The sequence below is a fragment of the Streptomyces sp. SLBN-8D4 genome, assembly GCF_049739545.1.
GTDB lineage: Bacteria > Actinomycetota > Actinomycetes > Streptomycetales > Streptomycetaceae > Streptomyces > Streptomyces canus_C.
On record NZ_JBMGQC010000001.1, the window covers coordinates 6,619,479 to 6,644,677 of the forward strand.

Here is a 25,199-nt window from a genome sequence, read left to right on the forward strand (position 1 = left end):
CAGTCGCTGCCCGTACTGTCGAGACATGCCGTACGACCCGCAGTCAACCGAACGCTGGGCCCCAGAACCCGACAAGCGCCCCGGCCGCACCGCCTTCCAGCGCGACCGCGCCCGCATCCTCCACTCGGCCGCCCTCAGAAGGCTCGCCGGCAAGACACAGGTCGTCACACCGGGAACCCTCAGCCAGGCGTGGGACGCCAGCCCCCGCACCCGTCTCACCCACTCCCTGGAATGCGCCCAGGTGGGCCGGGAACTCGGCTCGGCCCTCGGCTGCGACCCCGACCTGGTGGAGGCCGCCTGCCTCGCCCACGACCTCGGCCACCCTCCCTTCGGCCACAACGGCGAACAGGCACTCAACGAGTTCGCCGACGACTGCGGCGGCTTCGAGGGCAACGCCCAGTCCCTGCGGCTTCTGACCCGACTCGAGCCCAAGCGCTTCACCGAAGAGGGTTCGGTGGGACTGAACCTCACCAGGGCCACCCTCGACGCGGCCACGAAGTACCCCTGGACCCGCGGAGCCCGGGCGACCCGGAAGTTCGGCGTCTACGAGGACGACCGCCCCGTCTTCGACTGGATCCGCAAGGACGCCCCGGGCACCCGCACCACCTTCGAGGCCCAGGTCATGGACTGGTCCGACGACGTGGCCTACTCGGTCCACGACGTCGAGGACGGACTGCACGCGGGCCACATCGACCCCAGCTGCCTGCACGCCGAACCGGAACGCCGGGCGGTCTTCGAGGTCGCTCTCGGGAGGTACGTCCCCGAGGACACCGACCCCGCCGAACTCGCCGCCGCACTGGACCGGCTCCAGGAGGAACCCTGGTGGCCGCACGGCTACGACGGCTCGGCCGTCGCTCAGGCCCGCCTCAAGGACGCCACCAGCCAGCTCATCGGCCGCTTCTGCCTGTCCGCCGAGGCCGCCACCCGCGCGCGCTACGGCACCGGGAGACTCACGAGGTACGACGCCGAACTCGTCGTACCGCACGAGACCCGCCTGGAGTGCGCGGTCCTCAAGGCCGTCGCCGACCGGTACGTCATGCAGCGCGCCGAGCAGGAGCGGCTGCGGGCCGACCAGCGGATCGTCGTCGCCGAACTGGCCGAGGCGCTCACCGTCCGCGCCCCGGACGGACTCGACCCCCAGTTCCGCGCGCTGTTCGACCGGGCGCCCGACGACCGGGCGCGCAAGCGGGTGATCGTCGACCAGATCGGGTCCCTCACCGACGCGTCCGCGCGTTCGCTTCACGCACGTCTCACGGGTCACCTGTGATGCTTGCGGGGTACAAGTTGTGCGGAGGAGACGGGAGTGACATGAAACGAGTCCGAATGTGACCCTCCGTGGCCTGATCGGGTCACTCCCTCTTCCCCCATCACACTCCGTGCGGGACGCTCCCATGTGGCGGCACGCTTACGAGGAGGAACCAAGTGGTCGACGCGGATCAGACTTTTGTCATCGTGGGAGGAGGTCTCGCCGGTGCGAAGGCGGCCGAGACGCTCCGGACGGAGGGCTTCACCGGCCGCGTGATACTGATCTGCGACGAACGCGACCACCCCTATGAGCGCCCGCCGCTCTCCAAGGGCTACCTCCTCGGCAAGGAGGAGCGCGACAGCGTCTTCGTGCACGAGCCCGCCTGGTACGCGCGCAACGACATCGAACTGCACCTCGGCGAGACCGTGGACGCCATCGACCGTACGGCGAAGACGGTCCGCTTCGGCGAGGACGGCACCGCCGTCCGCTACGACAAGCTGCTGCTCGCCACCGGCGCCGAACCCCGCCGTCTGGACATCCCGGGGACCGACCTCGCGGGCGTCCACCACCTGCGCCGCCTCGCCCACGCCGAGCGCCTCAAGGGCGTCCTGGCCGCCCTGGGCAGGGACAACGGCCACCTGGTGATCGCCGGCGCCGGCTGGATCGGTCTGGAGGTCGCGGCGGCGGCCCGGGAGTACGGCGCCGAGGTCACCGTCGTCGCCTCCTCGTCCACCCCGCTGTACTCGGTCCTCGGCCCCGAGCTCGGCAACGTCTTCGCGGAGCTGCACCGCGAGCACGGCGTCCGCTTCCACTTCGGGGCGCGACTGACGGAGATCGTCGGGCAGGACGGCATGGTCCTCGCGGCCCGCACCGACGACGGCGAGGAACACCCCGCGCACGACGTCCTCGCGGCGGTCGGCGCGGCCCCCCGCGTCGCCCTCGCGGAGGCGGCCGGGCTGGAACTCGCGGACCGGGCGCACGGCGGCGGCATCGCCGTGGACGGACAACTGCGCACCTCCGACCCGGACATCTACGCGGCCGGCGACGTGGCCTCCTTCCACCACGCCCTCTTCGGCAACCAGCTGCGGGTCGAGCACTGGGCCAACGCCCTCAACGGCGGCCCGGCGGCGGCGCGCGCGATGCTGGGCCGCCAGGTGACGTACGACCGCGTGCCCTACTTCTTCTCCGACCAGTACGACCTGGGGATGGAGTACAGCGGCTGGGCGCCCCCGGGCTCGTACGACGAAGTGGTGATCCGGGGAGACGCCGCGAAGCGGGAGTTCATCGCCTTCTGGGTGAAGCAGGGCCGTGTGCTGGCCGGGATGAACGTCAACGTGTGGGACGTCACGGAGCCGATCCAGGCACTGATCCGATCCGGGGCTCAGGTGGACACGGAGGCGCTGGCGGACCCGCACGTTCCACTCGTCAGCCTCGTCCCGTAGGTGTCAGTACCTCCCCGTAGACTTCACGCGTGGCAGGACGGATCAACGACGAGGACGTGAAGGCGGTACGGGACGCGGTCCCGATCGACGCCGTCGTGTCCGAGTACCTCCAGCTGCGCAACGCGGGCGGTGGCAACCTCAAGGGCCTGTGCCCCTTCCACGACGAGAAGTCGCCGTCCTTCCAGGTCAGTCCGAGCAAGGGTCTCTTCCACTGCTTCGGCTGCCAGGAGGGCGGCGACACCATCACGTTCGTGATGAAGGTCGACCACCTCACCTTCTCCGAGTCGGTCGAGCGCCTGGCCGCCCAGGCCGGCATCACCCTGCGGTACGAGGAGGGCGGCTACAACCCCTCCCACCAGCGCGGCGAGCGCATCCGTCTGGTCGAGGCCCACAAGATCGCCGCCGACTGGTACATGGAGCAGCTGGCCACCAGCCCGGAGGCCGACGCCGGCCGCCAGTTCCTCGCCGAGCGCGGCTTCGACCAGGCCGCCGCCGCGCACTTCTCCGTCGGGTACAGCCCCCAGGGCTGGGACCACCTCACCCGCTTCCTGCGCGGCAAGGGCTTCAGCGACAAGGAGATCCTGCTCTCCGGTCTCGCCCAGGAGGGCCGTCGCGGCCCCATCGACCGCTTCCGCGGCCGCCTGATGTGGCCCATCCGCGACATCGGCGGAGACGTCGTCGGCTTCGGCGCGCGCAAGCTCTACGAGGCGGACAACGGACCCAAGTACCTCAACACGCCCGACACGGCGATCTACCGCAAGTCCCAGGTCCTCTACGGCATCGACCTCGCGAAGAAGGACATCGCCAAGGCGTCCCGCGCGGTCGTCGTCGAGGGCTACACCGACGTCATGGCCTGCCACCTCGCCGGCGTCACCACCGCCATCGCGACCTGCGGCACGGCCTTCGGCGGTGACCACATCAAGATCCTCCGCCGGCTGCTGATGGACAACGGCTCGGCCCGCGTGATCTTCACCTTCGACGGCGACGCGGCCGGCCAGAAGGCGGCCCTGCGCGCCTTCGAGGACGACCAGAAGTTCGCCGCCGAGACCTACATCGCGATCGCCCCCGACGGCATGGACCCTTGCGAGCTGCGCCTGGCCAAGGGCGACGAGGCGGTCGCCGACCTGGTCGAACCCCGCACCCCGCTCTTCGAGTTCGCGCTGCGCCAGATCGTCGTCCGCTACGACCTCGACACCCCCGCCGGCCGCGCCGCCGCCCTGGACGAGGCCGCCCCGATCGTCGCCCGCATCAAGAACAGCGGTGCCCAGCACGAGGTCGCCGTCCAGCTCGCCGGCATGCTCGGCATCCTCGACACCCAATTCGTGGTCAAGCGGGTGGCCCAGCTGGCCCGGTGGGCCCGCGACCGCGGCGGCAAGGGCCCGGCCCCCTCGGGCCGCGGCCCGCAGCCGTCGTACGACGGAGCGCACCGACCCGCCGTCTCCGGCCCCGCCCTCACCCTGCGCAACCCCGTCTACGCCACCGAGCGCGAGCTGCTCAAGCTCGCGCTCCAGCGCCCCGAGCTGGTCTCCCCGGCCTTCGACGCGTACGGCATCGACGAGTTCACCGCTCCGCCCTACGCGGCCGTACGCCAGGCCATCATGGACGCGGGCGGCGCGGAGTACGGCGTCCAGGACTCCCAGGACTACCTCGTCCGGGTCCGCGAGGCCGCCCCCGACGACACGGTCCGCGCGATGGTCACGGAGCTGGCCGTCGAGGCGATCATGCGCAAGACGGTCGACGAGAACTACGCGGGCGATCAGCTGGTCACGGTCCGCCGCCGCGCCGTCGACCGCCGCATCCAGGAGATCCAGGGCACCCTGGTCCGCCTCGGCAGCGGCGGCGACCCGGCCCACCTGGCCGCCGTGCAGAACGAACTGTGGGTCCTCCAGCAGTACGGCCAGGCACTACGGGAGCATGGGGCCGCCGCCCTCTAGCGACGCGTACGGCGGAGTAACTGCGCGGTCACGACCCGATTGCAAAAAGTCACCGCACGCCCCTCGTGGCGGCGATGTGTCGTACTACACACTGGGTTCCGGTGCCTGAGTCCTCGGAGCGCGGCCGATCCGTCCCCAGCGGGTCCCAGACCCCCGCGGTTCCGCTCATCGCGTACGGGACGGACAGCGGCGAGGCCGCCGACTCCGCCCCCGAAGTACCGCTGCCGCCCTCCTTGGCAGCGATCATCCTGGAGGTCGCCCCCGTGCAGACCCAGACCCTCGCACAGACCGAGAACAGTACCGACGACACGACAGAGCAGGACGCCGAGCCCGACGTCCTCGTCGCGGTGCCCCCGCAGAACCGTGTCGCGCACCACCCCGAGGCGGAACCGGACGCCCCGCCCGCGGAAGCCCTGGAGCACGTGGAGACCGAGCCGGTCGAACCGCCCGAGCCGCCCCGCGGCCGGGTCGACACCGGCGGCCCGTCCTCGGACCTGTTCCGCCAGTACCTGCGGGAGATCGGCCGCATCCCGCTGCTCACCGCGGCCGAGGAGGTCGACCTCGCCCGCCGGGTCGAGGCCGGCCTGTTCGCCGAGGAGAAACTGCTCAACACTCCCGACCTGGACAGCCAGTTGGCGCTCGACCTGGACCGCCTGGTCGTTCTGGGCCGGATGGCCAAGCGCCGCCTCATCGAGGCGAACCTGCGGCTCGTCGTGTCCGTCGCGAAACGGTACGTCGGCCGCGGCCTGACCATGCTCGACCTGGTGCAGGAAGGCAACCTGGGCCTGATCCGGGCGGTCGAGAAGTTCGACTACGCCCGCGGCTACAAGTTCTCCACCTACGCCACCTGGTGGATCCGCCAGGCCATGTCCCGGGCCCTCGCCGACCAGGCCCGGACGATCCGAGTCCCGGTCCACGTCGTCGAGTTGATCAACCGGGTCGTCCGCGTCCAGCGCCGCATGCTCCAGGAACGCGGCTACGAACCGACCCCGGAAGAGGTCGCGGCCCACCTCGACCTCGCCCCGGAACGCGTCAGCGAGGTCCTGCGCCTGGCCCAGGAACCGGTGTCCCTGCATGCCCCGGTGGGCGAGGAGGACGACGTCGCCCTCGGCGACCTCATCGAGGACGGCGACGCGGCCTCTCCGGTCGAGTCGGCGGCCTTCCTGCTGCTCAGGGAGCACCTGGAAGCGGTGCTGTCCACCCTGGGCGAGCGTGAACGCAAGGTGGTCCAACTCCGGTACGGACTGGCCGACGGCCGGGCCCGCACGCTGGAGGAGATCGGCCGCATCTTCGGCGTCACACGGGAACGGATTCGCCAGATCGAGTCGAAGACGCTCAACAAGCTGCGCGACCATGCCTTCGCGGACCAGTTGAGGGGATACCTGGACTGAGGAAGGGGTCGTTTCCCGACGACCCCTTCCCGCTAGTCCACTTCCGCCACCGCCTGCGCGAACTGCGCCTTGTACAGGCGCGCGTACGCCCCGTCGGCCTCCAACAGGTCCGTGTGCGTGCCCTGTTCGACGATCGATCCGTTCTCCATGACGAGGATCGTGTCCGCGTCCCGGATCGTCGACAGACGGTGCGCGATGACGAACGAGGTGCGGCCGTGCGCCAGTTTGGCCATCGCCTTCTGGATCAGGACCTCGGTACGGGTGTCCACCGAACTCGTCGCCTCGTCGAGGACCAGGATCACCGGGTCCGACAGGAACGCCCGGGCGATGGTGATGAGCTGCTTCTCGCCCGCGCTCACCCCGCTGCCCTCGTCGTCGATCACGGTGTCGTAGCCCTCGGGCAGGGTGCGGATGAACCGGTCCGCGTGGGCCGCCCGGGCCGCCTCCTCGATCTCGCCCGGGGTGACCTCGCGTGCGGCGCCGTACGCGATGTTCTCCGCGATCGTGCCGCCGAACAGCCAGGTGTCCTGGAGGACCATGCCGATCCCGGCGCGCAGGTCGTCCCGGGACATCGTCGAGATGTCCACGCCGTCGAGGGTGATCCGGCCGCCCGAGACCTCGTAGAACCGCATGAGCAGGTTGACCAGGGTGGTCTTCCCGGCTCCCGTCGGGCCGACGATCGCGACCGTGTGCCCGGGTTCGACCTTCAGGGAGAGGTCCTCGATGAGCGGCTTGTCGGGGTCGTAGCGGAAGGAGACGTGCTCCAGGGCGACCCGCCCGCGCAGTTCCTCCGGCTTCGCGCTCGGGACCGGGTCGGCCTCCTGCTCCTCCGCGTCGAGGAGTTCGAAGATCCGCTCGGCCGAGGCGACACCCGACTGCACGAGGTTCGCCATCGACGCGACCTGTGTCAGCGGCATCGAGAACTGCCGGGAGTACTGGATGAAGGCCTGCACGTCACCGATGGACAGGGAACCGGTCGCGACCCGCAGCCCGCCCACGACCGCCACCAGCACGTAGTTGAGGTTCGAGACGAACATCATCAGCGGCTGCATGACCCCGCTGTTGAACTGCGCCTTGAACCCGGCCTCGTACAGCGCCTCGTTCTGCTCGGCGAACTGCGCGGCCGACTCGTCCTGGCGGCCGAACACCTTCACCAGGGTGTGCCCGGTGTACATCTCCTCGATGTGGGCGTTGAGCTTGCCGGTGGAGCGCCACTGCTGCACGAAGTGCGGCTGCGAGCGCTTGCCCACGCGCGTGGCGACGACGAACGACAGCGGCACGGTGACCAGCGCGACCAGGGCCAGCAGCCAGGACACCCAGAACATCATCGCGAGCACCCCGATGATGGTGAGCAGCGAGTTGATCAGCTGGCCCATCGACTGCTGGAGGGTCTGGCCGATGTTGTCGATGTCGTTCGTGGCGCGGGACAGGACCTCGCCGCGCTGGCGCTTGTCGAAGTACGACAGCGGCAGCCGCGACATCTTCGTCTGCACGTCCTCGCGCATCCGGAACATCGTGCGGTTGACGGTCCGGTTGACCAGCCGCGTCGCGACCGCCATCAGCAGTCCCGCGACGAGGAACACCCCGACCGCGAAGAGCAGGACATGCCCCACGGCGGTGAAGTCGATGCCCTCGCCGGGGGTGAAGTCGGTGCTGCGGAGCATGTCGGCGACCTGACCCTCGCCGCGCTCCCGCATCCCCGCGAGGACCTCCTCCTTGCTGGCGCCGGCGGGCATCTGCCGGCCGATGATGCCCGCGAAGACCAGGTCGGTGGCCTCGCCGAGGATCTTCGGCCCGGCCACGTTGAGGCCGACGCTCACCACGACGCAGCACAGCATCGCGTAGAGGGTGAGCCGCTCCGGTTTGAACTGGGCGAGCAGCCGCCTGCCGGACACCTTGAAGTCGATCGACCGGGTCTCGGGACCGCCGCCCGCCATCATGCGCCCCATGGGCCCGGCCATCAGGCAGCCTCCGCTTCCGTGAGCTGGGAGAGCACGATCTCCCGGTAGGTCTCGTTGTCCGCCATCAGCGCGCGGTGGGTGCCGGTGCCGACGACCCGGCCCTCGTCGAGGACGACGATCCGGTCGGCGTCGCGGATGGTGGCCACCCGCTGGGCGACGATCACGACGGTCGCCTCCGCGGTCTCCTCGGCGAGCGCCGCGCGCAGGGCCGCGTCGGTCGCGTAGTCGAGGGCGGAGAAGGAGTCGTCGAAGAGGTAGATCTCCGGCCGCTGCACGAGCGTGCGCGCGATGGCGAGCCGCTGCCGCTGACCGCCGGAGACGTTGGTGCCGCCCTGGGCGATGGGGGAGTCGAGCCCGTTCTCCAGCCGCTCGACGAAGTCCTTGGCCTGCGCCACCTGCAGCGCGTGCCACAGCTCCTCGTCCGTGGCGTCCGGATTGCCGTAGCGCAGGTTCGTGGCGACCGTGCCCGCGAAGAGATACGGCTTCTGCGGCACGAGTCCGACGGTCTTGGCCAGCAGTTTCGGATCGATGGTCGACACCTCGGTGCCGTCGACGAGCACCTCGCCGTCGGTCGCGTCGAACAGCCGGGGGACGAGCCCCAGCAGGGTGGACTTGCCGCTGCCGGTAGAGCCGATCACGGCGGTCACCTCGCCGGGCCGGGCCACCAGGTCGATCGCCTTGAGCACCGGCTCCTCCGCGCCCGGGTAGCGGAAGCCCGCACCGCGCAACTCCAGATGCCCGTGCCGCCGAAGCTCGGTGACGGGCGCCGTCGGCGGGACCACGCTCGACGAGGTGTCCAGGACCTCCTGGATGCGCTCGGCGCACACCTCCGCGCGCGGCACCATCATGAACATGAAGGTGGCCATCATCACGGACATGACGATCTGCATCAGATAGGCGAGGAACGCGGTCAGATCGCCGATCTGCATGCCGCCGCTGTCGATCCGGTGGGCACCGAACCACACCACCGCGATCGACGACAGGTTCACCGTCGTCATGACCACGGGGAACATCAGCGCGAGCAGGTTGCCGGTCTTGAGGGAGATCTCCGTCAGGTCGGTGTTCGCCTTCCGGAAGCGCCCCTCCTCGTACTCGTCCCGAACGAACGCCCGGATGACCCGGTTGCCGCTGATCTGCTCGCGCAGCACCCGGTTCACGGTGTCGAGGCGCACCTGCATGGACCGGAACAGCGGCCGCAGCCGCCGTACGATCAACGTCACGCAGATGCCCAGCGTCGGCACCACGGCCACCAGCACCGCGGACAGCGGCACGTCCAGACCGAGCGCCAGCACGATGCCGCCGACACACATGATGGGCGCCGACACCAGCAGGGTGAACGTCATCAGGGCCAGCATCTGGACCTGCTGCACGTCATTGGTGGTACGGGTGATCAGCGTGGGCGCACCGAAGTGGCCCACCTCGCGCGCCGAGAACGACTGCACCCGGTCGAAGACCGCCGTCCGCATGTCCCGGCCGAGCGCGGCGGCGGTCCGGGCGCCGTAGAACACGGCCCCGATGTTGCACACCACCTGCGCCAGCGAGATGCCGATCATCAGAGCGCCGAAGCTCAGGATGTAGCCGGTGTCGCCGTTCACGACACCGTTGTCGATGATGTCCGCGTTGAGCGTGGGCAGGTAGAGGGTGGCGCAGGTCTGGAGGAACTGCAGCAGCACCAGGAGGGCGATGGGTTTCTTGTAGGGCCTGAGATAGGTCCGCAGAAGTCGTATGAGCACGCTACGTCTCTCGGAGTCGGCGACGGGGCGAGTGGTTGCCCCTGGCCCCTATCGTCGGACACTCCACCCGCGTTACCTCAACCGATTAAGCCGAGAGCAGTGCTCCGTGCAGCCTTGCGGGTCGCCGTAGGGTGCGTTCATACCGGTGTCTTACCTTCCGGATCCTTGTCTAGCGGAACGCGCCGGGATACGTCTGCTCCCGCACCGACACGTACTGCTGCCGCACCGCCTGCCCCACCGCCAGCTCCTCGCCCGGCTCCAGGACCTGTCCGGCCGGGCCCTGCCACATCGGCGGGGTGCGCGGGTCGAGGGTGCCCTGCGACACCCCGAGCGCCCACGCCGCCTGCCGGGCGGCACCGATCGCCGCGTAGTCCGCCGGCTGCGGCACGACGACCTGCGCGCCGAACAGCGCGGGCGCGGCGGCCTGTACGGCGGACAGCTCGGCGGCGGCCCCCAGCAGGAAGACCCGTCGCACCTCGACCCCCCGGCCGCGCAGCACGTCGAGCGCGTCGGCGAGCCCGCACAGCATCCCCTCGAACGCGGCCCGCGCCAGGTGCTCCGGCTTCATCGACTCCCGCCTGAGCCCGGTGAGGGTCCCCGCCGTGTGCGGCAGGTTCGGCGTCCGCTCGCCTTCCAGATACGGCAGCAGTACGAGCCCGTGGGCGCCCGGTGTCGACTTCATGGCCAGGTCCGACAGGCTCTCCAGATCGCCGAGGCCGAGCATCTCGGCGGCCCCGCGCAGGGTCCGTACGGCGTTCAGGGTGGTGACGACGGGCAGGTGCATGCCGGTCGCGTCGGCCAGGGAGGTGATCATCCCGGTGTTGTCGACGAGCGCCTCGTGGTGCACGGCCATCACGGACCCGGACGCGCCCAGCGACACGACGGCGTCCCCGAGCCCGATCCCGAGGCCGAAGGCGGCGGCCATGGTCTCGCCGGTGCCCGCGGAGATCAGCAGCCCCTCCGGGGTCGTACCGGCCGCGTCCGCCGGGCCGATCACCTCGGGCAGCATCGCCTGGTGGCCGAGGGCCAGCTCCACGAGGTCGGCGCGGTAGGCGCCGGTCGCGGCGGACCAGTAGCCGGTGCCGGAGGCGCCACCGCGGTCGGTGGTCCGTCTCACCGGCCTGCCGAGCAGCTGCCACACCAGCCAGTCGTGCGCCTGGAGGAGAACGGCGGTGCGCAGCGCGGCGTCGGGTTCGGTCTTGTTCAGCCAGCGCAGCTTGGTCACGGGCTGCGCGGCCTGCGGCACACACCCCACCGCCTGCGCCCACGCCTCGCGCCCGCCGAGCGCGTCGACGAGGTCGGCCGCGGCGACCTGCGCGCGCTTGTCGCCGCCGACCATGGCGGGGCGCACGGTGTTGCCCTGGGCGTCGAGGGGCACGACGGCGTTCTGCTGCGAGGACACGCCGATGGCCTGTACGCCCTCCAGGAGACCGCCACCGGCGGCTTCGCCGAGGGAGAGGAGCCACGCCTGGGGGTCGACGTCGGATGGACGGCCCTCGACCGGGTGGGGCGCGTACCCCTGTTTGAGCACGGCACCGCTGTCGGCGTCGCAGACGACGATGCGAGTGAATTCGGGCGAGCTGTCCAACCCGGCGACTATCCCCATGGCGGAAATTCTATGGGCGTAGCGTCGCAACGGTGCGCCCAGTCGCGCGGGCGCGGGACCGGTGCCTCCGGTCCCGCGCCCGCGTGTGGGTTGTGTCACGCCTGATTCAGGTGGGGCTTGTGCCCCAGTCGTCCTCGGCGGTGCCGTTCGTGTTGCGATCCCGCAGCGAGCGCACCCGCTGGGTCACGGACTCCGGCACCCGGTCGCCCACCTTGTCACTGACCACGTGGTACGCCTTGCCGGCGAACTGGCGGCCCTGCTGGGCCGCGGTCTCCGCGGTGTTGCGGACGGCTGGGTTCTGGGCGACCTGACGGGCGGATTTCTTCAACTGCTCGTAGCGCTCGCGCCCGGCACGGGTGCCCAGCACGTAACCCAGAGTCAGTCCGACCACGAACGTGAGCTTGTAGCGCATGGCGGCCACCCTTCCTTGCGTAGGTCTCCGGTGCGACGTCGGTGTCGGTATCGGTGTCTGCGTCGGTGTCTGTATCGGTGTCAGGGGAACCGATTGGCGGAGCACCCCCCTGCTTGCGCTAATGTATGTGTCGCAGCGAGCGCCCGCCCCCTGGCGAATACCCAGGGAGGTACGTTCGATGCAACGAGGCAATCCTCCGTAGCTCAATTGGCAGAGCAGCCGGCTGTTAACCGGCAGGTTACTGGTTCGAGTCCAGTCGGGGGAGCTTCGATCTTCCGTAGCTCAATTGGCAGAGCAGCCGGCTGTTAACCGGCAGGTTACTGGTTCGAGTCCAGTCGGGAGAGCAGGACGAAGGAGGGCCCCCGGTGGGGTCCTTTTTCATGTCAGACGGAACTGCGCAGGTCACAGGGGAGTCTTCAAGGGCATGCGAAGTCGCCCCTGCGAAGCAGGAGATCGTATGAGCGGCTATGCTGCGGCAGACGGCGCGCACACATGTACGCGACACGCCGCTATGGGGCGGTAGCTCAGCCGGTTAGAGCAGCGGACTCATAATCCGTCGGCCGTGGGTTCGAGTCCCACCCGCCCCACCTGTGCAGGGCTGTGACCTGCGGAAACGTTCATTTTTGGGTGTCGGAGCGTCAACTTTGCCTGAACGGACTGAATCCGCGGCTCGTGGGTTCGGAGTCGGGCGGCGCTCGGGGGAGCTCCAACCGCTCTGACCTGCGGTGGAGTGGCGACCAAAGTTGTTGCCGGCCTCCGGGGTGACCGCCTTGAGGCTCGATGCGAAGATCCAGGGGCCCGGCAGGGGCCGGGACGACGCGGACGTGTCCACGCCGGCGGTGTCCCTGGGCCGAAAATTGTCGCATTTGACTGTTGTGGAGGGATGGGGCTGTCATCCACGGCGCGGTCAGTCGAGTGCCGGGGAAGCGGCGCAGAGGCCGGCGCGTCTGCTGCGTCGGCAGGGGGGTTGGCCGCGTGCGTGCGGGTTTCAGACCTTGAGTTGAGTGGTGGCAGCACCGCTGAGAGCGCATCCTTGAGATGGCCAAGGCGTCAACGAAACGGCCCCAAGAGGAAACGGCCCCGAGCGGTCACTCGGTCTTCTCGTGTGGTGCTCCGCGGTTCATGCGGTCAGGACGTAGGGGCGGTCGAAGACGGGTCTCATCCAGCTGCTCGGGTTACGGACCGCCGGTAACTGAGTGTGTTCCAGATGCCTGCTCACTGTCGCTGTGACAGTCGGCGGCTTCGACGAACGCGTCTCAGACAGGTCACCTCCGCTCCCGGGGAGAGCACGCGAGCGGCCGGTACGCGGCGTCGTCGGTCGAGGGGCAGACCGAGGACGCCGCAAGCCGTGGTCGCTGCGACCTGTTGGAGGCCGGGAGCGGTCTTCGGGCGAGGGTCAGTTGCCGCCGGCGGCCTTGAACATGTAGTTCTCGGCCTCCTTACGGCTGACGTTCCAGTACGAGACCGCGGGGTTGTCGTCGATGTTCAGGAAGTTGGCCTCGTCGGGCAGCGGGACCTCGATCGGCCCGCTGTCCGGATCGGCGTTGGAGACGCGGCCCTGGAGGCTGACGGTCATCGTCTCCACGGCCTTGGTCGGCGCGCCAGTACGGAAGAGGAGCATGCCCGCGTACGCCTTCTTGCCCGGCCCGATCTTGACTGCCTTCATCTCGGACTCCATCGGGCTGACCTGATCCTCGCGACCGTTGTCGAAGCGGACGATCGGGTAGCGGTAGAGAGTGCATTCCTTGTCGCCAGTGTTGGTGGCCGTGAGGAGGAGGTGCCGGACCGAGTCATGTGGGTAGATCGTCGTGGCGACCGAGATGTTCGCGTCGCTGCAGGCGGTGGCCCTCTTGCCGACGGTGCTGCTCGACCCACCGGAGTTCCCCGAGCCGCCGCCCGAGTCCTGCGAGCTGCCACCCGAGTCCTGCGAGCTGCCACCTGTGCCGGCGCCCCCGCCGGGCTGGGTGGAGGCGGTCGCGCTCGGGGTGGCGGACGGGGTGATGGCGCCCGTGCCGTTGTTCGTGCCGTCCGGCTCGCAGGCCGTGGCGGAGAGGAGGGCGGTGAGGGCAGTGGCTCCCAGGGCGTAGGTCTTCCAGCTCTTGTGCGCAGTACGCATGGTCATCCCCCGTGTGCAGTCATGTGGTCCGAATGTGCGACCAACCAATGTGATGATGCGGCGAGGAGATCGCTGAACTCCCGTTCCTGCGTAGCCGTGAGGCACGCAGACATGGAGGTCGTGCTTCCCTTTCGCCGCCTCAGGGCCTGCCCTGAGAATCCTCCAGCTGGACGGTGGCGGGCGGTTCGCTTCGCGGGTCGTCCGGGTCAGTGGGTCCCCAAGGTCTCGTCAAGAGAGCCTTCGATCTGTCCGCCAGCACCTACGGCCACCGGCGCATCCAGGCCCAGCTGGACCGCTGCAATCGCAAACGCCTCCGCTCGGCGGTGGGTTACCGCCCCCCTCGTGAAGTCCATGCCGAGTATGCAAAGTTGCGAATAGTCGCGTGAAATAGACGGTCAGACGCCTGTCCGGAAAACGCGCCGCCCCTCACCAGGGCGTGTATTGCCGAGCGTGTTCGAGCAGGTACCGAGCGGTCGCGCCACCCTGTTGCCCGGTAGCGCCGATGACCAGAATCGGCCCCGTGTGCCTGGCCGTACCCGATCCTTCCGGCTTGCCAAGCTTCCGGCCCGCAGCGCCTCAGCCCCGCGTCATGCCGACAGCACCGCAAGCTGTTCGACGAACACACTGCGTTCCCCACCGAACTCGCGGCCGCCGCATGACACTGGCAGGGCCCGCTCACGCCTGAACCGCACAGATCACGGGGGAAGGGCCCCGCTGAGGCTTCCCCCGTGACGTTAGAGGAAGACCCAGGACCTGGTTGCGGTACCGCCGCCGCTTCGGTTCTCCTGAATGGCCCAGGCGTAGATCGGTTTGCTCTGGGTCCACGCGAGATTCCCGAAGACTGCGTACTGGCCGCACGATTGGGTCGTGTGCCAGCCGCCGTACCGCTTGTCGTTGGGCGCCTCGGTGACAAGGCGGATACGCCCGCTGGTCACACCCTTGTTGCAGGGGATTTCACCGACATGGCACCGGCGAGGTGTCTTTGGAGTCGGAGTCGGTGAACGTGCCGCTTCCGCACACCTAGCTGTCGCAGTAATCGCTTCGTCCGGTGAAGGACGGGGCGATGGCTGCCGGCACAACGCCGGCCCGCGCGCCGTGCGGCGCCGACGGCGCTGCGGAAGCCGGAGTGGCTGTGGCGAAACCGCCCAGGGCGATCACGCAGCGGGTCACCGCGGCCTCGTTCGGATCTTCGATCTGGACACTTTTGGGTTTCCTTTCCTCGGTGTTGCGGACCACGCGGCCAATCGCGGCTCACCACATGGTGGGGAGCTGCGATGCCGTGGTGCCGCCGGTAGAGGGAAAGCTAACTGGAGGGGCCGCTCCCATTCGTCCAACCGTGGGTTGAACTGCGCCTGCAACCAGGGGGGTTGCCGGTGTACCACCTGGGGTGTAGCTGTGGTGGAAAGCGGGGTGGAGCGATCGCTTGGGGCCTACGCTCGGACGATGTTCGCGCAGCGCACGTGGAGCAGGGCGGTTCGCCGGGCCTTCCCGCAGGTGGCGGACACCGTCTACGCGGTGGTGTCGGTCTGGATCTCGAGTACCGCGCTGCGCAACTTTCCCGACCCGCACGGCTACTGGCGGCAAACCGATGTATGGGCCTACGTGCTGATCGCCCTGGTCTATCTTCCGTTGGCTGTGCGCCGCCGGGCTCCCCTGACCGTGCTCATCGGCACGACGGCCTGTGTGCTGTGTTACTTCACCCTGGCCTACTACCACGTGGTCGTTGTCAGCGGACTGGGCCTGGCGCTCTACACCGTCGCGGCGCAGTGCCCGCGCAGGGTCGCTGCGAAGTGCGCCGCCGCATCGCTGCTCGTGCTGCTGTGGGGCGCGCGGCTCGCCGAGCCCGGGAGCGGCCCGTTCAGTGTGGCCTTCGTGACCGTGATGGTCGCCGTCGCCTGGGTGACCGGCGACCGGGCCCGCCGGCTCGCGGAGCGCGGCGAGCGCCTCGCGGTGCTCACCGAGCAACTGCGCCTGCAGCAGGAGGAGAAGGCCCAGCGAGCGGTCATCGCCGAGCGCATGAAGATAGCCCGTGAACTGCACGACGTGGTCGCCCACCACGTGTCCGTGATCTCCGTGCAGACCGGCCTGGCCGGATACGTCTTCACCTCCGATCCGAGAACGGCCCGCGAGGCGCTGGAGACCATCGCGGGCAGCGCCCACGAGGCGATGGCGGAAATGCGCCGCATGCTGGTCGTGCTCAGGGAAGGGACCGAGCGCGCCCAGGAGGAGGAAGGAGCGGGCGACCACACCGCGACCCCCGGACTCGGGCGACTGGACCAGCTGGCCCGGCGCGTCGAAGCCGCGGGTGTCTCCGTCGACGTCCGGATCACGGGTGCCCCGTTCGCTCTGCTGCCCGGCACCGACCTGTGCGTCTACCGGGTCATCCAGGAAGCTCTCACCAACGTCATGAAGCACGCGCCGACGGCCAACGCGAGCGTCAGGGTGCACTACGACGAGGCCGCGGTCCGTGTCCGCGTGACCGACGACGGACGGAAACCAGTTCTGGCAGGTACCACCGCGGGGCCCGCCGGTCATGGTTTGATCGGCATGCGCGAGCGGGCCGGTATCTACGGCGGGACGGTGACCGCCGGCCCCGGCCCGCAGGGCGGGTTCGAAGTCGAGCTGACCGTTCCGGTGTCCCGCGGCAGGTGAACAAGCGTCTCGGCTACCGGCCGGGCAGCAGCGAGGAAGGCGACACCACGCCTGCCCACAGTGCTCGTTGACTTGCGCGGAGATCCGGAACCACGAGTCGTCCAAGCTGACCTCCGGCCCGGGAAGCGCGCACATCAGCCTTCGCTGCTTGACGGCCGGCAGGTCCAGGGGGGCTACCCAGTTGGCCCAGTCGCCCAGCGAATGCCGGGAGCCCGCCCGGACCGGCTGCCGGTGTACCACCTGGGGTGTAGCTGTGGTGGAAAGCGGGGTGGAGCGATCGCTTGGGGCCTACGCTCGGACGATGTTCGCGCAGCGCACGTGGGGCGGGGTGGTTCGCCGGGCCTTCCCACAGGTGGCAGACACCGTCTACGCGGTGGTGTCGCTCGGCATCATGGGCACCATGCTGCGCAACTGGCCGAACTCGCAGGGCTACTGGCGGCAAACCGATGTATGGGCCTACGTGCTGATCGCCCTGGTCTATCTTCCGCTGGCCGTGCGCCGCCGGGCTCCCCTGACCGTGCTTGTCAGCACGGCGGCCTGCACGCTGTGCTATGTCACCCTGGGCTATTACCACGTGGTCGTTGTCTGCGGACTGGGCCTGGCGTTCTACACCGTCGCGGCGCGGTGCCCGCGCAGGGTCGTGGCGAAGTGCGCCGCGGGGTCGCTGCTCGTGCTGCTGTGGGGCACGCGGCTCGCCGAGCCCGGGATCGGCCCGCTCAGTGTGGTCTTCGTGACCGTGACGGTCGCCGTCCTGTGGGTGACCGGCGACCGGTCCCGCCGGCTCGCGGAGCGCGGCGAGCGGCTCGCGGTGCTCAGCGAGCAACTGCGTCTGGAGCAGGAGGAGAAGGCCCAGCGGGCCGTCATGGCCGAGCGCATGAGCATAGCCCGTGAACTGCACGACGTGGTCGCCCACCACGTGTCTGCGATCTCCGTGCAGACCGGCCTGGCCGGATACGTCTTCACCTCCGATCCGAGAACGGCCCGCGAGGCGCTGGAGACCATCGCGGGCAGCGCCCACGAGGCGATGGCGGAAATGCGCCGCATGCTGGTCGTGCTCAGGGAAGGGACCGAGCGCGCCCAGGAGGAGACGGCCGACCACAACGCGGCCCCCGGACTCGGGCGGCTGGACCAGCTGGCCCGGCGTGTCATCGCCGCGGGTGTCTCCGTCGACGTCCGGATCACGGGTGTCCCGTTCGCTCTGCCGCCAGGCGTCGACCTGTGCGTCTACCGGGTCGTCCAGGAAGCTCTCACCAACGTCATGAAGCACGCGCCGGCGGCGAACGCGAGCGTCAGGGTGCACTACGACGAGGCCGCGGTCCGTGTCCGCGTGACCGACGACGGACGGAAACCAGTTCTGGCAGGTACCACCGCGGGGCCCGCCGGTCATGGTTTGATCGGCATGCGTGAGCGGGCCGGTATCTACGGCGGGACGGTGACCGCCGGCCCCGGCCCGCAGGGCGGGTTCGAAGTCGAGCTGACCGTTCCGGTGTCCCGCGGCAGGTGAACAAGCGTCTCGGCTACCGGCCGGGCAGCAGCGAGGAAGGCGGAAACTACGCATGCCCACAGTGCTCGTTGTGGACGACCAGTTCCTCATCCGCTCGGGACTCGTCGCACTCCTGCGGGCCGCACCGGGAATCGACGTCATCGGCGAGGCGCAGGACGGAGAGGAGGCGATCGAGCTCGCAGCGCGGACCAGACCCGACGTCATCCTGATGGACATTCGGATGCCGGGCATCAGCGGGATCACCGCCACCGAGCGCATCCTTGCCCAGGCTGCGCCCCCGCTCCCCAGGATCCTCGTCCTGACCACCTTCGACCTCGACGAGTACGTCTACGGCGCACTGAAGGTCGGTGCCTGCGGCTTCCTACTCAAAGACACCCCGCCGGACCGGCTGCTCGCCGCCATCGACACCGTGCACGCCGGCGACATGCTGTTCAGCGCCCCAGTGATCAAAGGACTCATCGAAACCTACACCCCCCGCCCGGCCGCCCCTGAGGCGCACTCCGGGCTGGACACGCTGACCCCCAGGGAGTTAGAAGTCCTCGGGCTGGTCGGGGCGGGCATGTCCAACTCCGACATCGCCCAGCGACTCGTGCTCAGCACGGCGACCATAAAGACACACGTCCACCGCTGCATGAGCAAGCTCACGCTGAACAGCCGGGCACAAGCGGTGGTCTTCGCGTACGAGACCGGACTGATCTCCCGCGGCCCCGCAGCCTGGGGCACGGACAACACCTGAGGTGTTGGAACTGCCATGTCGTCAAAGGTGCCCGGGAGCGACAAAGGAGCGAGACCGTCGGCGGGCCCTCGCGGCCTGGCGCGGTGAGATGGGAGATGATCCTCGACGCCGTCGAAGCGGGGCCGACGCCGTCTCAACGAGGCTCTGCCTCACGTCAGAGACACGGCGTTCGCCGATGACGCCTCGCATCTGCGAACCGGCACGTGCCCCGCGTGATGGCCACCTGGCGCAACCTCGCATCGGAGCCCTGCGACTGACCGGCGCGTCCAACATCACCGCCGCCCGGCGACACAACGCCCGCAACGCGGACCGCCCGCTCGTCCTCCCGGGCCTCACGTGATCACGAAACGGACGCTCTACGGCTACGCCGAAGCCCTGGCCTCGGGGCGGCAGAAGAGCGCCGACGAAAACGCCACCGGAAACACCGGCCCGTGAGCCCGTCAGGAGGTGAGGTTCCAGTTGAGGGTGCCGCTCCAGTTGAGTTTCGTCTCGCTGAGGTCTGCGGCAGCAGCCAGGCAGAAGACCGTGCCGGACTTGAAGTTGGAGCCGATCAGGTGCCGCCGCCCGTCGCCGACCTCCACGCCTGAGCCGTGCACGGAGCGGTTGTCGCACTTGTACCACATGACCCTCATGGCCACGCCGGGCGTGTTGGTGACTTGGAGGTAGATGTTCGAACCGTTGGCTGTGATCGTCCGCCCGGTCCCGTAGTACGTGTAGCTTCCGCCGACCTGGCCGGAGACGTTGCTCGAGGAGGCATGGGCCGGCCCGGCGGCCAGGGCGAGCGCACCGGCCAAGGCAGCTCCGGTGACGAGAACCTTCCGCTTGGTGCCGCAGAACTTCAGCATGGTTGCGAGACTCTCTGTAGAGGGGGAGGTGGAGGCGTAGGTGGGTCGCCTCGGGTGAGGGACCAGACCTTGCGCTTCGGGGAGTCGGTGACGCGGGGCTTGTTGACGTTGCCCATGGGCCCGAGGATGGCCTGCCTGCCGGAGGTGACGTCCTCGAACCGCTCCGCATCGCTCTCTCCGAGGGAGAAGCAGACGTACGGGTACGAGCAGCCGGGGGAGGAGGAGCCGGTGGCGGGGGCAGCCGCCACCGGACCGGCGTGGGCCGAGAGGGCCCCCGCCAGCAGCGCGACGGCGGCGAGGACCGGCAGTGTGCGACGGACCATCAGTAGCACCCCGAGCATTCGCAGAAGTCCGAACTGGTGCTGGGCACCCGCTGGTACAGGCGGTGTTGGCCGTGAAATCTCTGTCGTTGACCATCACGCTGTAGAATCTGCCGCCGTCGGACGGGCCATCGGTCGTGTACTTCTTGCTCTGGCTGTTGTCGATGAGGATGCGGGCGTTCTCCGGCGTGTACCGGATCCGGCCCCACACCGCGCGTTAGAGGAGTCCGGCGGCGAGCGGGGTGCCGTTGCCGAGGGTGGCCGCGAGGCGGCGTCGGCGGCTGATCAGTAGCCGCCCGTGCACTCACCTTGCGTATCCCAGTAACCGCATGCCCAAGCCGTCACGTCCTTGTCGTTGATCATCACGCTGAAGAAAGTGCCGCCGCCAGAGGGGCCGTTGGTCGTGTACTTCTTGTCCTGGCTGTTCTTAATCTCGAGCTTCGAGTTCTTGGGGGCGTTGGGGAAGCGACCCCAAGCGGCCCGGCAGGACGGGCTGTAGCGCAGTTCCACGCCACGGAACGCGCCGGTCTGCACGGTGCGGGCATCGTTCTGACAGGTGGTGTTGGCCGGGTTGAGGCCATTGCAGGTGGAGCCGAGGCAGCTGGTGGCGGCTGAGGCGGCCGGGGCGCCGAGCAGGCCGCCGGCGACCAGGGCCGCCGCGGTCACGGCGACGGACAGCTTCGACTTCGTACTGGACTTCACGAGATCTCCTCGATGGCAGGGCGGAAGGGGTTGCACGGGTCAGATGGTGGAGCCGGAGCGGGGCGGGTCAGGCGCTGGCCGCGTTTGTGCAGGCCGCGGAGCCGCCGCAGTAGGTGATGTCGAAGTGGTTGCTTTCGCGGGCGTAGACGTTGCCGGCCGAGGAGCGCCAGCGCGCCGCGCCGTCGCTGCGGGTGGAGATCTGCGTGAAGCTGGAGTGGATGTAGTTCGTGATGCACGTGTTCGGGTTGATGTCCGCCTTGTAGCCGTTGTAGTGGCTGTAGGTGCCGGACGCGTGGCCGACCTCGGTGCCGCCGGTGACGTTGATCGTGCAACCGCTGGCGCTCTTGAGGGTCGTCAGTCCATCCACCGTGGCCTGGTTGATCTGGTCGTACGAGGTGCAGGTGCTGTTCGAGCGGGTGGTGCAGCCTCCGCTGGAGGAGTGCGTGACGCCGGCGGCGCTGAGCTGGGATGCCGCGGCAGACTGCGACAACTTGGTGACGGCGAAGGCGTTGCCGGGCAGGGCGAGGACGACTGCGGCGGCGATGGATCCGGCGCTGAGGGTGGCGCGGCGCATGTTGATGCGCATGATGGTCTCCGTAAGTTTGTTAGGCGGCCCGGGAGGGCCGGATGTGGCTGATGGTGGCTTGTCAGTTGCGGCTCACAAGGAGTGGCCGTCCGGTTCTCCGGGGCGCCCTGGCTGCTGATTGAGATGTGCGCGCCGTGTGCGGTCGCGGGTGGCTCGGGCGATTTCACTCAGGTAGAGGCAGGGCCTGAGCGAACGTCCTGGGACGCCGTTTGCGAGCCGAGCCCGATTCGTGGTGCCGCCGGCACACAGGGAAGTCTGGTCTCCTTGAAACCAGGACGGAGTGGACGGCGGGACGGGGCCCCAGGGCCCTGGCGCCTGCCGAAGCGCGTTTCCCGGGCGTTGTTGCCCGGACGCATGGAAAGGTAGCTGGAGGGGCCGTTGCTCATCGCCCAACCGTGGGTTGAACTGCGCCTGCAACCATGGTCGTTGGCTGTGTACAACCTGGGGTGTAGCTGTGGTGGAAAGCGGCCCGGCCGCGGCACTCGCGATGGTGTTCAAGCTGGTCGAGTCCGCCCAGGCCCGCCGACGCGCGATCACCGGCGCCCACCGTCTTGGTGGAGCGGCCCGAGGCGGGTGATGCGTGAAGGGCATGTTCACGGTCCTTGAAACGCTGACCGACGGCGATCCGGACCGGCGGGAAGTGCTGCCGCGGTCAGCGAGACATCCAACCACCACCGCCTGCCCCTGGACCTCGTTCAACCGCCGGCCACAGCCGTGCCGACAAATGGAACCCGAACTCCTCGAACACGCCGTCCACCCAGGATCGAAGAAGTAGGGCCGGACAGCTGACGGACAGCGTTTTGGCCTGCAACAACGGCCACAGAGGATTCGCCTCTCGTGCCGAGGCGGAGCCTCTGTGCGGTGGAATGAAAATCCGCTGCCGGCGAGTTCGACCCCCGTTACCGAGCTGGGCGGACCTCGGCCGGTGCGGGTTCGAACCGGCTCTCAAAGATGCTCAGGGGCCGTACAGGGGCCACAAGGACAGGCGCGGATCGACAAGGACCGTACAGGGCTGACATCGATCAACGCCTCTGACGCGTAAATACCAACCGGCCTGGGCAAAACCGCAGGTAGCTGACCAGCTGACCTCCGCCTCCTGCGTTGCCGCCCCCGCGATGCAGTGTTGATCAAGGGCCACGGGGTGCTCGGCGCGCCCATTTACCCGCCCCACGGCGGGCGGCGAAGCCGCCCTGGGTCGCTGACCTGCGGCTGAGTAGACGATCGAGGGTGTCGCTCGCGGTCCGGGCGACTGCCCTGTGGGCCGATGTGAGGACCCAGGGGCCGTACGGGGGCCGGGGCGGCGCGGCCGTGTCCAGGCCGACGGTGTTTCCGAGGCAATTCATCCGCTGGTTGCGCGGCATGGGCTGCGGTCCACGGGGCTGCCGGCCGACAGTAGAGGCTCTGCAGATACCGGCACGGCGGGTGCGTGAGCGATGCAAGGGCGACGTCGGCTGTTCACCGTGCTGTGGAGACGCTGGCGCCTTCGTGTCGCTCGACCCGTGATGTCGTCCAGGAGCGTCGGCGGCCAGCTTGCTGAGGGCACACCTGGTGTGAGCTTGATCCGCTTTGACGGACATTCGAGATCAGGTAACCGCACGCCGGCTGTGTGGGTGGAGGCGGCACCACGCCACCGGGCCAGCTCCGTCACCGTGCCGGTATCCGGGGTAGCGGGGCGGCGACCGGTTCGCGGCACTCCAGGGCAGGGACGGCGAATTCGCGACCAATGTCGCGCGAGGAACCGGCGACGGACCAGACCTTGCTCATGCCGTAAGCCTCCTATGGCCACGGGCGCCTCCCCCAATCGGGATAGTGCCCGGATTCACCATGCGGGACTGCGATCCGGTTTCTGTGGCGGTCGGCTGGAGGGCCGGTCCACTATAATCGGGACAGTCGTCCCGCTTGGTCGGAAGTCTGAGGGTCTTTGATGCGTGCTGATGCCGAGCGCAACCGCAAGCGCGTCCTGGAGGTGGCGTTGGAGACGTTCGCCGCCGAGGGGTTGTCGGTGCCGGTGGCGGAGATCGCCCGGCGGGCCGGTGTGGGCACAGGGACGGTCAGTCGCCATTTCCCGACGAAGGACTCGCTGTACGAGGCGATCGTGCTGCATCTGGTGGCCGAAATCGTCGACCGGGCCCGGCAACTGGCTGCGACCCGTGATCCGGGCGCAGCGTTCTTCGAGTTCTTCGCCCTGATGGTCGAGCACAGCGCGGTCAATCTCGGTCTTGCGCAGGCGATGAGCGGGACAGGCTTCGACGTCCACTCGGTGGCCTTGGCCCCCGAGCACAATCTGCTGGCCGTGGAAGAGGAGCTGCTCGTCGGTGCGCAGAAGGCCGGTGCCGTGCGGCCGGACGTCGTGGCTGCCGACGTCAAGGCGCTCATGGTCGGCTGTCTGGCCCGGGAGCAGCAGGGCACCGACCCGGAGGCGCGCAAGCGCATGATCGACCTGGCGTGCGCGGGGCTGCGCGCCCAGAGGTAGCGGCGTCTGCCGACCGCGTCGAGGATCGGGGAAGCGGCGGCCGCTTGCTTCAGTTGCAGGGTGCCATCAGTGGGTCGTCGTCCGGGGGCGCGGCCCAGGACCCAGGTGCGCAGGCCGGTCGCCGGGTCGCTGGTCAGAGCGCAGCACTGTGAGCACGATGCCCGCGATCTTCCCGGCGGGCAGGGTCCGCCACTGGGAGCCGATCTTCTTCAAGTGGCCGCGTATCAGGTCGGCGAGATAGTTCAAAGTGGCGCTCGAGAGGGAAAGGCGGGCGGTGCAGACAAGGCCGTCAGGGCCCTCAACGGTACTGTTGGCTTTTCACACCAAACTCAACTGCCGCCGAGGGCCCGCTGGTTACGTCCTGCTGGCAGCGGCCTGCGGCGGGCGGCGCGGCCTCGTCAGGATTCTCGCCGCGGTGCAGGGTCAGCAGCACAGCCCCGCCCCGCCACCCGGGGCGGGGCTACGGCCGTGACCCGGTCCTGCTCGGCCAGCCGGTTCAGGACCCGCTCGGCGATCACCAGTTCCTCCCGCTCGGCCTGGGCCTCGTGGGAGCGGCCAGGCGGTCGGCGCAGCAGAACCCGACAACGGCTTCGACCGACAGGTCAGACGATGCGAGTATCCCGACCGCCCCTCACCCCAGACCCGTGACCTGCAACTTCACGATGCACGGGTCTCACTCGGCGAGGAAGTTGGTCACCTGGGTGACGAACTCCTTGGCGTGCTGGAAGAGGAAGCCGTGGCCTGCGCCGGCGTAGAGGACGAGGGTGGCGTTCTGCAGGTGCTGGACTGCGACGTAGGAGGCCAGGGCGGGGATCATCACGTCGTTCACTCCGTTGGCGTACAGCACGGGCTGCGTGATGGCTTCCAAGCCGGCCTGCACCTGCGCCCACGGGGTCGACCCGCTCTTGGCCAGGGCGGTGAGCTGGCCCGCGGCCGCCTCTTCGGATACATAGGGGCGCCCGTTGGGGAACCGGGTGGAGACGTGGGCGATGTGCCGCCGGCCGGCGGCGGTAGCCGCCTCGGTCTCCGGGTAGAGCAGGTAGATCATGTCGTCCGCGTCAGCCTTCGGCTTGGTCGCGATGCCGAGGACCTTCTCGGTCAGCTCCGGCACGCCGGGCACCTGGCCGCCGGGGGTGCTGCTCGCGACGATGAGCTTGCGCACCAGGTCGGGACGCTTGAGGGCGACGTGCTGGGCGACGATGCCGCCCAGGGACCAGCCGAGCAGGTCGGCCTGGGCGAGGCCGAGGGCCTCGATGAACTCGATGGCACCATCAGCGAAGCCCTCGATGGAGTCACTCGGGGTGCCGTCGGTGTAGCCGGTGCCGACGTTGTCGAACAGGATCACGTCGTGGTCGGCGGCCAGGAGGTCCAGGAACTCCGGGTCCCACCAGTCGAGGGTGCCGCGGAAGCGGTTGAGCAGGACCAGCGGGGTGCCCCCCTGTGGGCCCAGTCGCCGGTAGGTGAACGTCGCGGAGGAGCTCTCCACGGTCAGATCGTCGGCCTTGTCTGCCAGAAACGTGCTCATGACCTGGTTCTCTTT

Annotated in this window: 20 protein-coding genes and 3 tRNA genes; 12 read left to right on the plus strand and 11 right to left on the minus strand. The window is 69.1% G+C overall.

What is annotated here, in order from left to right; all coding sequences use genetic code 11:
• Positions 1 to 25: 25 nt before the first annotated feature.
• From RKD20_RS29985 to RKD20_RS30000, 4 genes are all read left to right on the plus strand, one after another.
• Positions 26 to 1,267, plus strand: coding sequence for a deoxyguanosinetriphosphate triphosphohydrolase (locus RKD20_RS29985; RefSeq protein WP_424880419.1), 1,242 nt, complete (start codon positions 26 to 28; stop codon positions 1,265 to 1,267).
• 155 nt (positions 1,268 to 1,422) lie between these two features.
• On the plus strand, positions 1,423 to 2,688 hold the full coding sequence (locus RKD20_RS29990; protein ID WP_424880420.1) for an NAD(P)/FAD-dependent oxidoreductase: 1,266 nt from the start codon (positions 1,423 to 1,425) through the stop codon (positions 2,686 to 2,688).
• 29 nt (positions 2,689 to 2,717) lie between these two features.
• Positions 2,718 to 4,622, plus strand: coding sequence for a DNA primase (gene dnaG / locus RKD20_RS29995; protein ID WP_424880421.1), 1,905 nt, complete (start codon positions 2,718 to 2,720; stop codon positions 4,620 to 4,622).
• A 101-nt stretch (positions 4,623 to 4,723) separates the two neighbouring features.
• Positions 4,724 to 6,013, plus strand: coding sequence for an RNA polymerase sigma factor (locus RKD20_RS30000; protein WP_424880422.1), 1,290 nt, complete (start codon positions 4,724 to 4,726; stop codon positions 6,011 to 6,013).
• A 32-nt stretch (positions 6,014 to 6,045) separates the two neighbouring features.
• Here RKD20_RS30000 and RKD20_RS30005 read toward each other — a convergent pair whose 3' ends face one another.
• From RKD20_RS30005 to RKD20_RS30020, 4 genes are all read right to left on the minus strand, one after another.
• A complete protein-coding gene (locus RKD20_RS30005) occupies positions 6,046 to 7,974 on the minus strand; it encodes an ABC transporter ATP-binding protein (RefSeq protein WP_424880423.1) in 1,929 nt (642 codons plus the stop codon).
• Positions 7,974 to 9,707, minus strand: coding sequence for an ABC transporter ATP-binding protein (locus RKD20_RS30010; protein WP_424880424.1), 1,734 nt, complete (start codon positions 9,705 to 9,707; stop codon positions 7,974 to 7,976). Before RKD20_RS30010 ends, RKD20_RS30005 begins: the two co-directional genes overlap by 1 nt.
• 169 nt (positions 9,708 to 9,876) lie before the next feature.
• Positions 9,877 to 11,313 carry a xylulokinase gene (locus RKD20_RS30015; protein ID WP_424880425.1) on the minus strand — a complete coding sequence of 479 codons (1,437 nt, stop codon included), beginning with the start codon at positions 11,311 to 11,313 and terminating at the stop codon, positions 9,877 to 9,879.
• Positions 11,314 to 11,419: 106 nt separating this feature from the next.
• Positions 11,420 to 11,725, minus strand: a complete 306-nt coding sequence (locus tag RKD20_RS30020) for a YtxH domain-containing protein (protein ID WP_402260278.1) — start codon at positions 11,723 to 11,725, stop codon at positions 11,420 to 11,422.
• Between the two features lie 192 nt (positions 11,726 to 11,917).
• On the opposite strand from RKD20_RS30020, the gene RKD20_RS30025 reads away from it, so the two are divergent.
• The 3 genes from RKD20_RS30025 to RKD20_RS30035 all read left to right on the plus strand — a co-directional run bounded on the left by RKD20_RS30025 (position 11,918) and on the right by RKD20_RS30035 (position 12,312).
• Positions 11,918 to 11,990, plus strand: a tRNA-Asn gene (locus tag RKD20_RS30025).
• Between the two features lie 6 nt (positions 11,991 to 11,996).
• Positions 11,997 to 12,069, plus strand: a tRNA-Asn gene (locus RKD20_RS30030).
• 169 nt (positions 12,070 to 12,238) lie between these two features.
• Positions 12,239 to 12,312, plus strand: a tRNA-Ile gene (locus RKD20_RS30035).
• Between the two features lie 809 nt (positions 12,313 to 13,121).
• Here the strand turns inward: RKD20_RS30035 and RKD20_RS30040 are convergent.
• Both RKD20_RS30040 and RKD20_RS30045 read right to left on the minus strand, forming a co-directional pair.
• A complete protein-coding gene (locus RKD20_RS30040; RefSeq protein ID WP_424880426.1) occupies positions 13,122 to 13,847 on the minus strand; it encodes a DUF4232 domain-containing protein in 726 nt (241 codons plus the stop codon).
• Between the two features lie 1,014 nt (positions 13,848 to 14,861).
• On the minus strand, positions 14,862 to 15,077 hold the full coding sequence (locus tag RKD20_RS30045) for a hypothetical protein (protein WP_424880427.1): 216 nt from the start codon (positions 15,075 to 15,077) through the stop codon (positions 14,862 to 14,864).
• Positions 15,078 to 15,284: 207 nt separating this feature from the next.
• Between RKD20_RS30045 and RKD20_RS30050 the strand changes: the two genes are divergently transcribed.
• From RKD20_RS30050 to RKD20_RS30060, 3 genes are all read left to right on the plus strand, one after another.
• Positions 15,285 to 16,493, plus strand: coding sequence for a sensor histidine kinase (locus RKD20_RS30050; protein WP_424880428.1), 1,209 nt, complete (start codon positions 15,285 to 15,287; stop codon positions 16,491 to 16,493).
• Between the two features lie 301 nt (positions 16,494 to 16,794).
• A complete protein-coding gene (locus tag RKD20_RS30055) occupies positions 16,795 to 17,997 on the plus strand; it encodes a sensor histidine kinase (protein WP_424880429.1) in 1,203 nt (400 codons plus the stop codon).
• Between the two features lie 52 nt (positions 17,998 to 18,049).
• The gene (locus RKD20_RS30060) at positions 18,050 to 18,733 is read left to right on the plus strand and encodes a response regulator (protein ID WP_424880430.1); all 684 of its coding nucleotides are present in this window, start codon (positions 18,050 to 18,052) and stop codon (positions 18,731 to 18,733) included.
• 440 nt (positions 18,734 to 19,173) lie between these two features.
• Here the strand turns inward: RKD20_RS30060 and RKD20_RS30065 are convergent, their stop codons facing one another.
• The 4 genes from RKD20_RS30065 to RKD20_RS30080 all read right to left on the minus strand — a co-directional run bounded on the left by RKD20_RS30065 (position 19,174) and on the right by RKD20_RS30080 (position 21,186).
• Positions 19,174 to 19,578: a hypothetical protein gene (locus tag RKD20_RS30065; protein ID WP_424880431.1), complete on the minus strand. Its 405-nt coding sequence runs from the start codon at positions 19,576 to 19,578 to the stop codon at positions 19,174 to 19,176.
• On the minus strand, positions 19,572 to 19,901 hold the full coding sequence (locus RKD20_RS30070) for a hypothetical protein (RefSeq protein WP_424880432.1): 330 nt from the start codon (positions 19,899 to 19,901) through the stop codon (positions 19,572 to 19,574). Before RKD20_RS30070 ends, RKD20_RS30065 begins: the two co-directional genes overlap by 7 nt.
• Positions 19,902 to 20,183: 282 nt before the next feature.
• The gene (locus RKD20_RS30075) at positions 20,184 to 20,600 is read right to left on the minus strand and encodes a DUF2690 domain-containing protein (RefSeq protein WP_424880433.1); all 417 of its coding nucleotides are present in this window, start codon (positions 20,598 to 20,600) and stop codon (positions 20,184 to 20,186) included.
• 67 nt (positions 20,601 to 20,667) lie between these two features.
• Positions 20,668 to 21,186, minus strand: a complete 519-nt coding sequence (locus tag RKD20_RS30080; protein ID WP_424880434.1) for a hypothetical protein — start codon at positions 21,184 to 21,186, stop codon at positions 20,668 to 20,670.
• A 454-nt stretch (positions 21,187 to 21,640) separates the two neighbouring features.
• Between RKD20_RS30080 and RKD20_RS30085 the strand changes: the two genes are divergently transcribed.
• Both RKD20_RS30085 and RKD20_RS30090 read left to right on the plus strand, forming a co-directional pair.
• Positions 21,641 to 21,763, plus strand: a complete 123-nt coding sequence (locus RKD20_RS30085) for a hypothetical protein (protein WP_424883507.1) — start codon at positions 21,641 to 21,643, stop codon at positions 21,761 to 21,763.
• 1,347 nt (positions 21,764 to 23,110) lie between these two features.
• Positions 23,111 to 23,659, plus strand: coding sequence for a TetR/AcrR family transcriptional regulator (locus RKD20_RS30090; RefSeq protein WP_424880435.1), 549 nt, complete (start codon positions 23,111 to 23,113; stop codon positions 23,657 to 23,659).
• Positions 23,660 to 24,332: 673 nt separating this feature from the next.
• On the opposite strand, the gene RKD20_RS30095 is transcribed toward RKD20_RS30090, so the two are convergent.
• On the minus strand, positions 24,333 to 25,184 hold the full coding sequence (locus RKD20_RS30095) for an alpha/beta fold hydrolase (RefSeq protein WP_424880436.1): 852 nt from the start codon (positions 25,182 to 25,184) through the stop codon (positions 24,333 to 24,335).
• Positions 25,185 to 25,199: the final 15 nt, after the last annotated feature.

What these genes read in the sequence shown, in the direction of transcription:
- RKD20_RS30050 (WP_424880428.1), top strand. Translation starts at nt 15,285, where the DNA reads ATGTTCGCGCAGCGCACGTGGAGCAGGGCGGTTCGCCGGGCCTTCCCG.
- RKD20_RS30040 (WP_424880426.1), bottom strand. Translation starts at nt 13,847, where the DNA reads ATGACCATGCGTACTGCGCACAAGAGCTGGAAGACCTACGCCCTGGGA.
- RKD20_RS30005 (WP_424880423.1), bottom strand. Translation starts at nt 7,974, where the DNA reads ATGGCCGGGCCCATGGGGCGCATGATGGCGGGCGGCGGTCCCGAGACC.
- RKD20_RS30060 (WP_424880430.1), top strand. Translation starts at nt 18,050, where the DNA reads ATGCCCACAGTGCTCGTTGTGGACGACCAGTTCCTCATCCGCTCGGGA.
- RKD20_RS30070 (WP_424880432.1), bottom strand. Translation starts at nt 19,901, where the DNA reads ATGGTCCGTCGCACACTGCCGGTCCTCGCCGCCGTCGCGCTGCTGGCG.
- RKD20_RS30055 (WP_424880429.1), top strand. Translation starts at nt 16,795, where the DNA reads ATGTTCGCGCAGCGCACGTGGGGCGGGGTGGTTCGCCGGGCCTTCCCA.
- RKD20_RS30090 (WP_424880435.1), top strand. Translation starts at nt 23,111, where the DNA reads ATGCGTGCTGATGCCGAGCGCAACCGCAAGCGCGTCCTGGAGGTGGCG.
- RKD20_RS30065 (WP_424880431.1), bottom strand. Translation starts at nt 19,578, where the DNA reads ATGCTGAAGTTCTGCGGCACCAAGCGGAAGGTTCTCGTCACCGGAGCT.
- RKD20_RS30080 (WP_424880434.1), bottom strand. Translation starts at nt 21,186, where the DNA reads ATGCGCATCAACATGCGCCGCGCCACCCTCAGCGCCGGATCCATCGCC.
- RKD20_RS30015 (WP_424880425.1), bottom strand. Translation starts at nt 11,313, where the DNA reads ATGGGGATAGTCGCCGGGTTGGACAGCTCGCCCGAATTCACTCGCATC.
- RKD20_RS29985 (WP_424880419.1), top strand. Translation starts at nt 26, where the DNA reads ATGCCGTACGACCCGCAGTCAACCGAACGCTGGGCCCCAGAACCCGAC.
- RKD20_RS30020 (WP_402260278.1), bottom strand. Translation starts at nt 11,725, where the DNA reads ATGCGCTACAAGCTCACGTTCGTGGTCGGACTGACTCTGGGTTACGTG.
- RKD20_RS30095 (WP_424880436.1), bottom strand. Translation starts at nt 25,184, where the DNA reads ATGAGCACGTTTCTGGCAGACAAGGCCGACGATCTGACCGTGGAGAGC.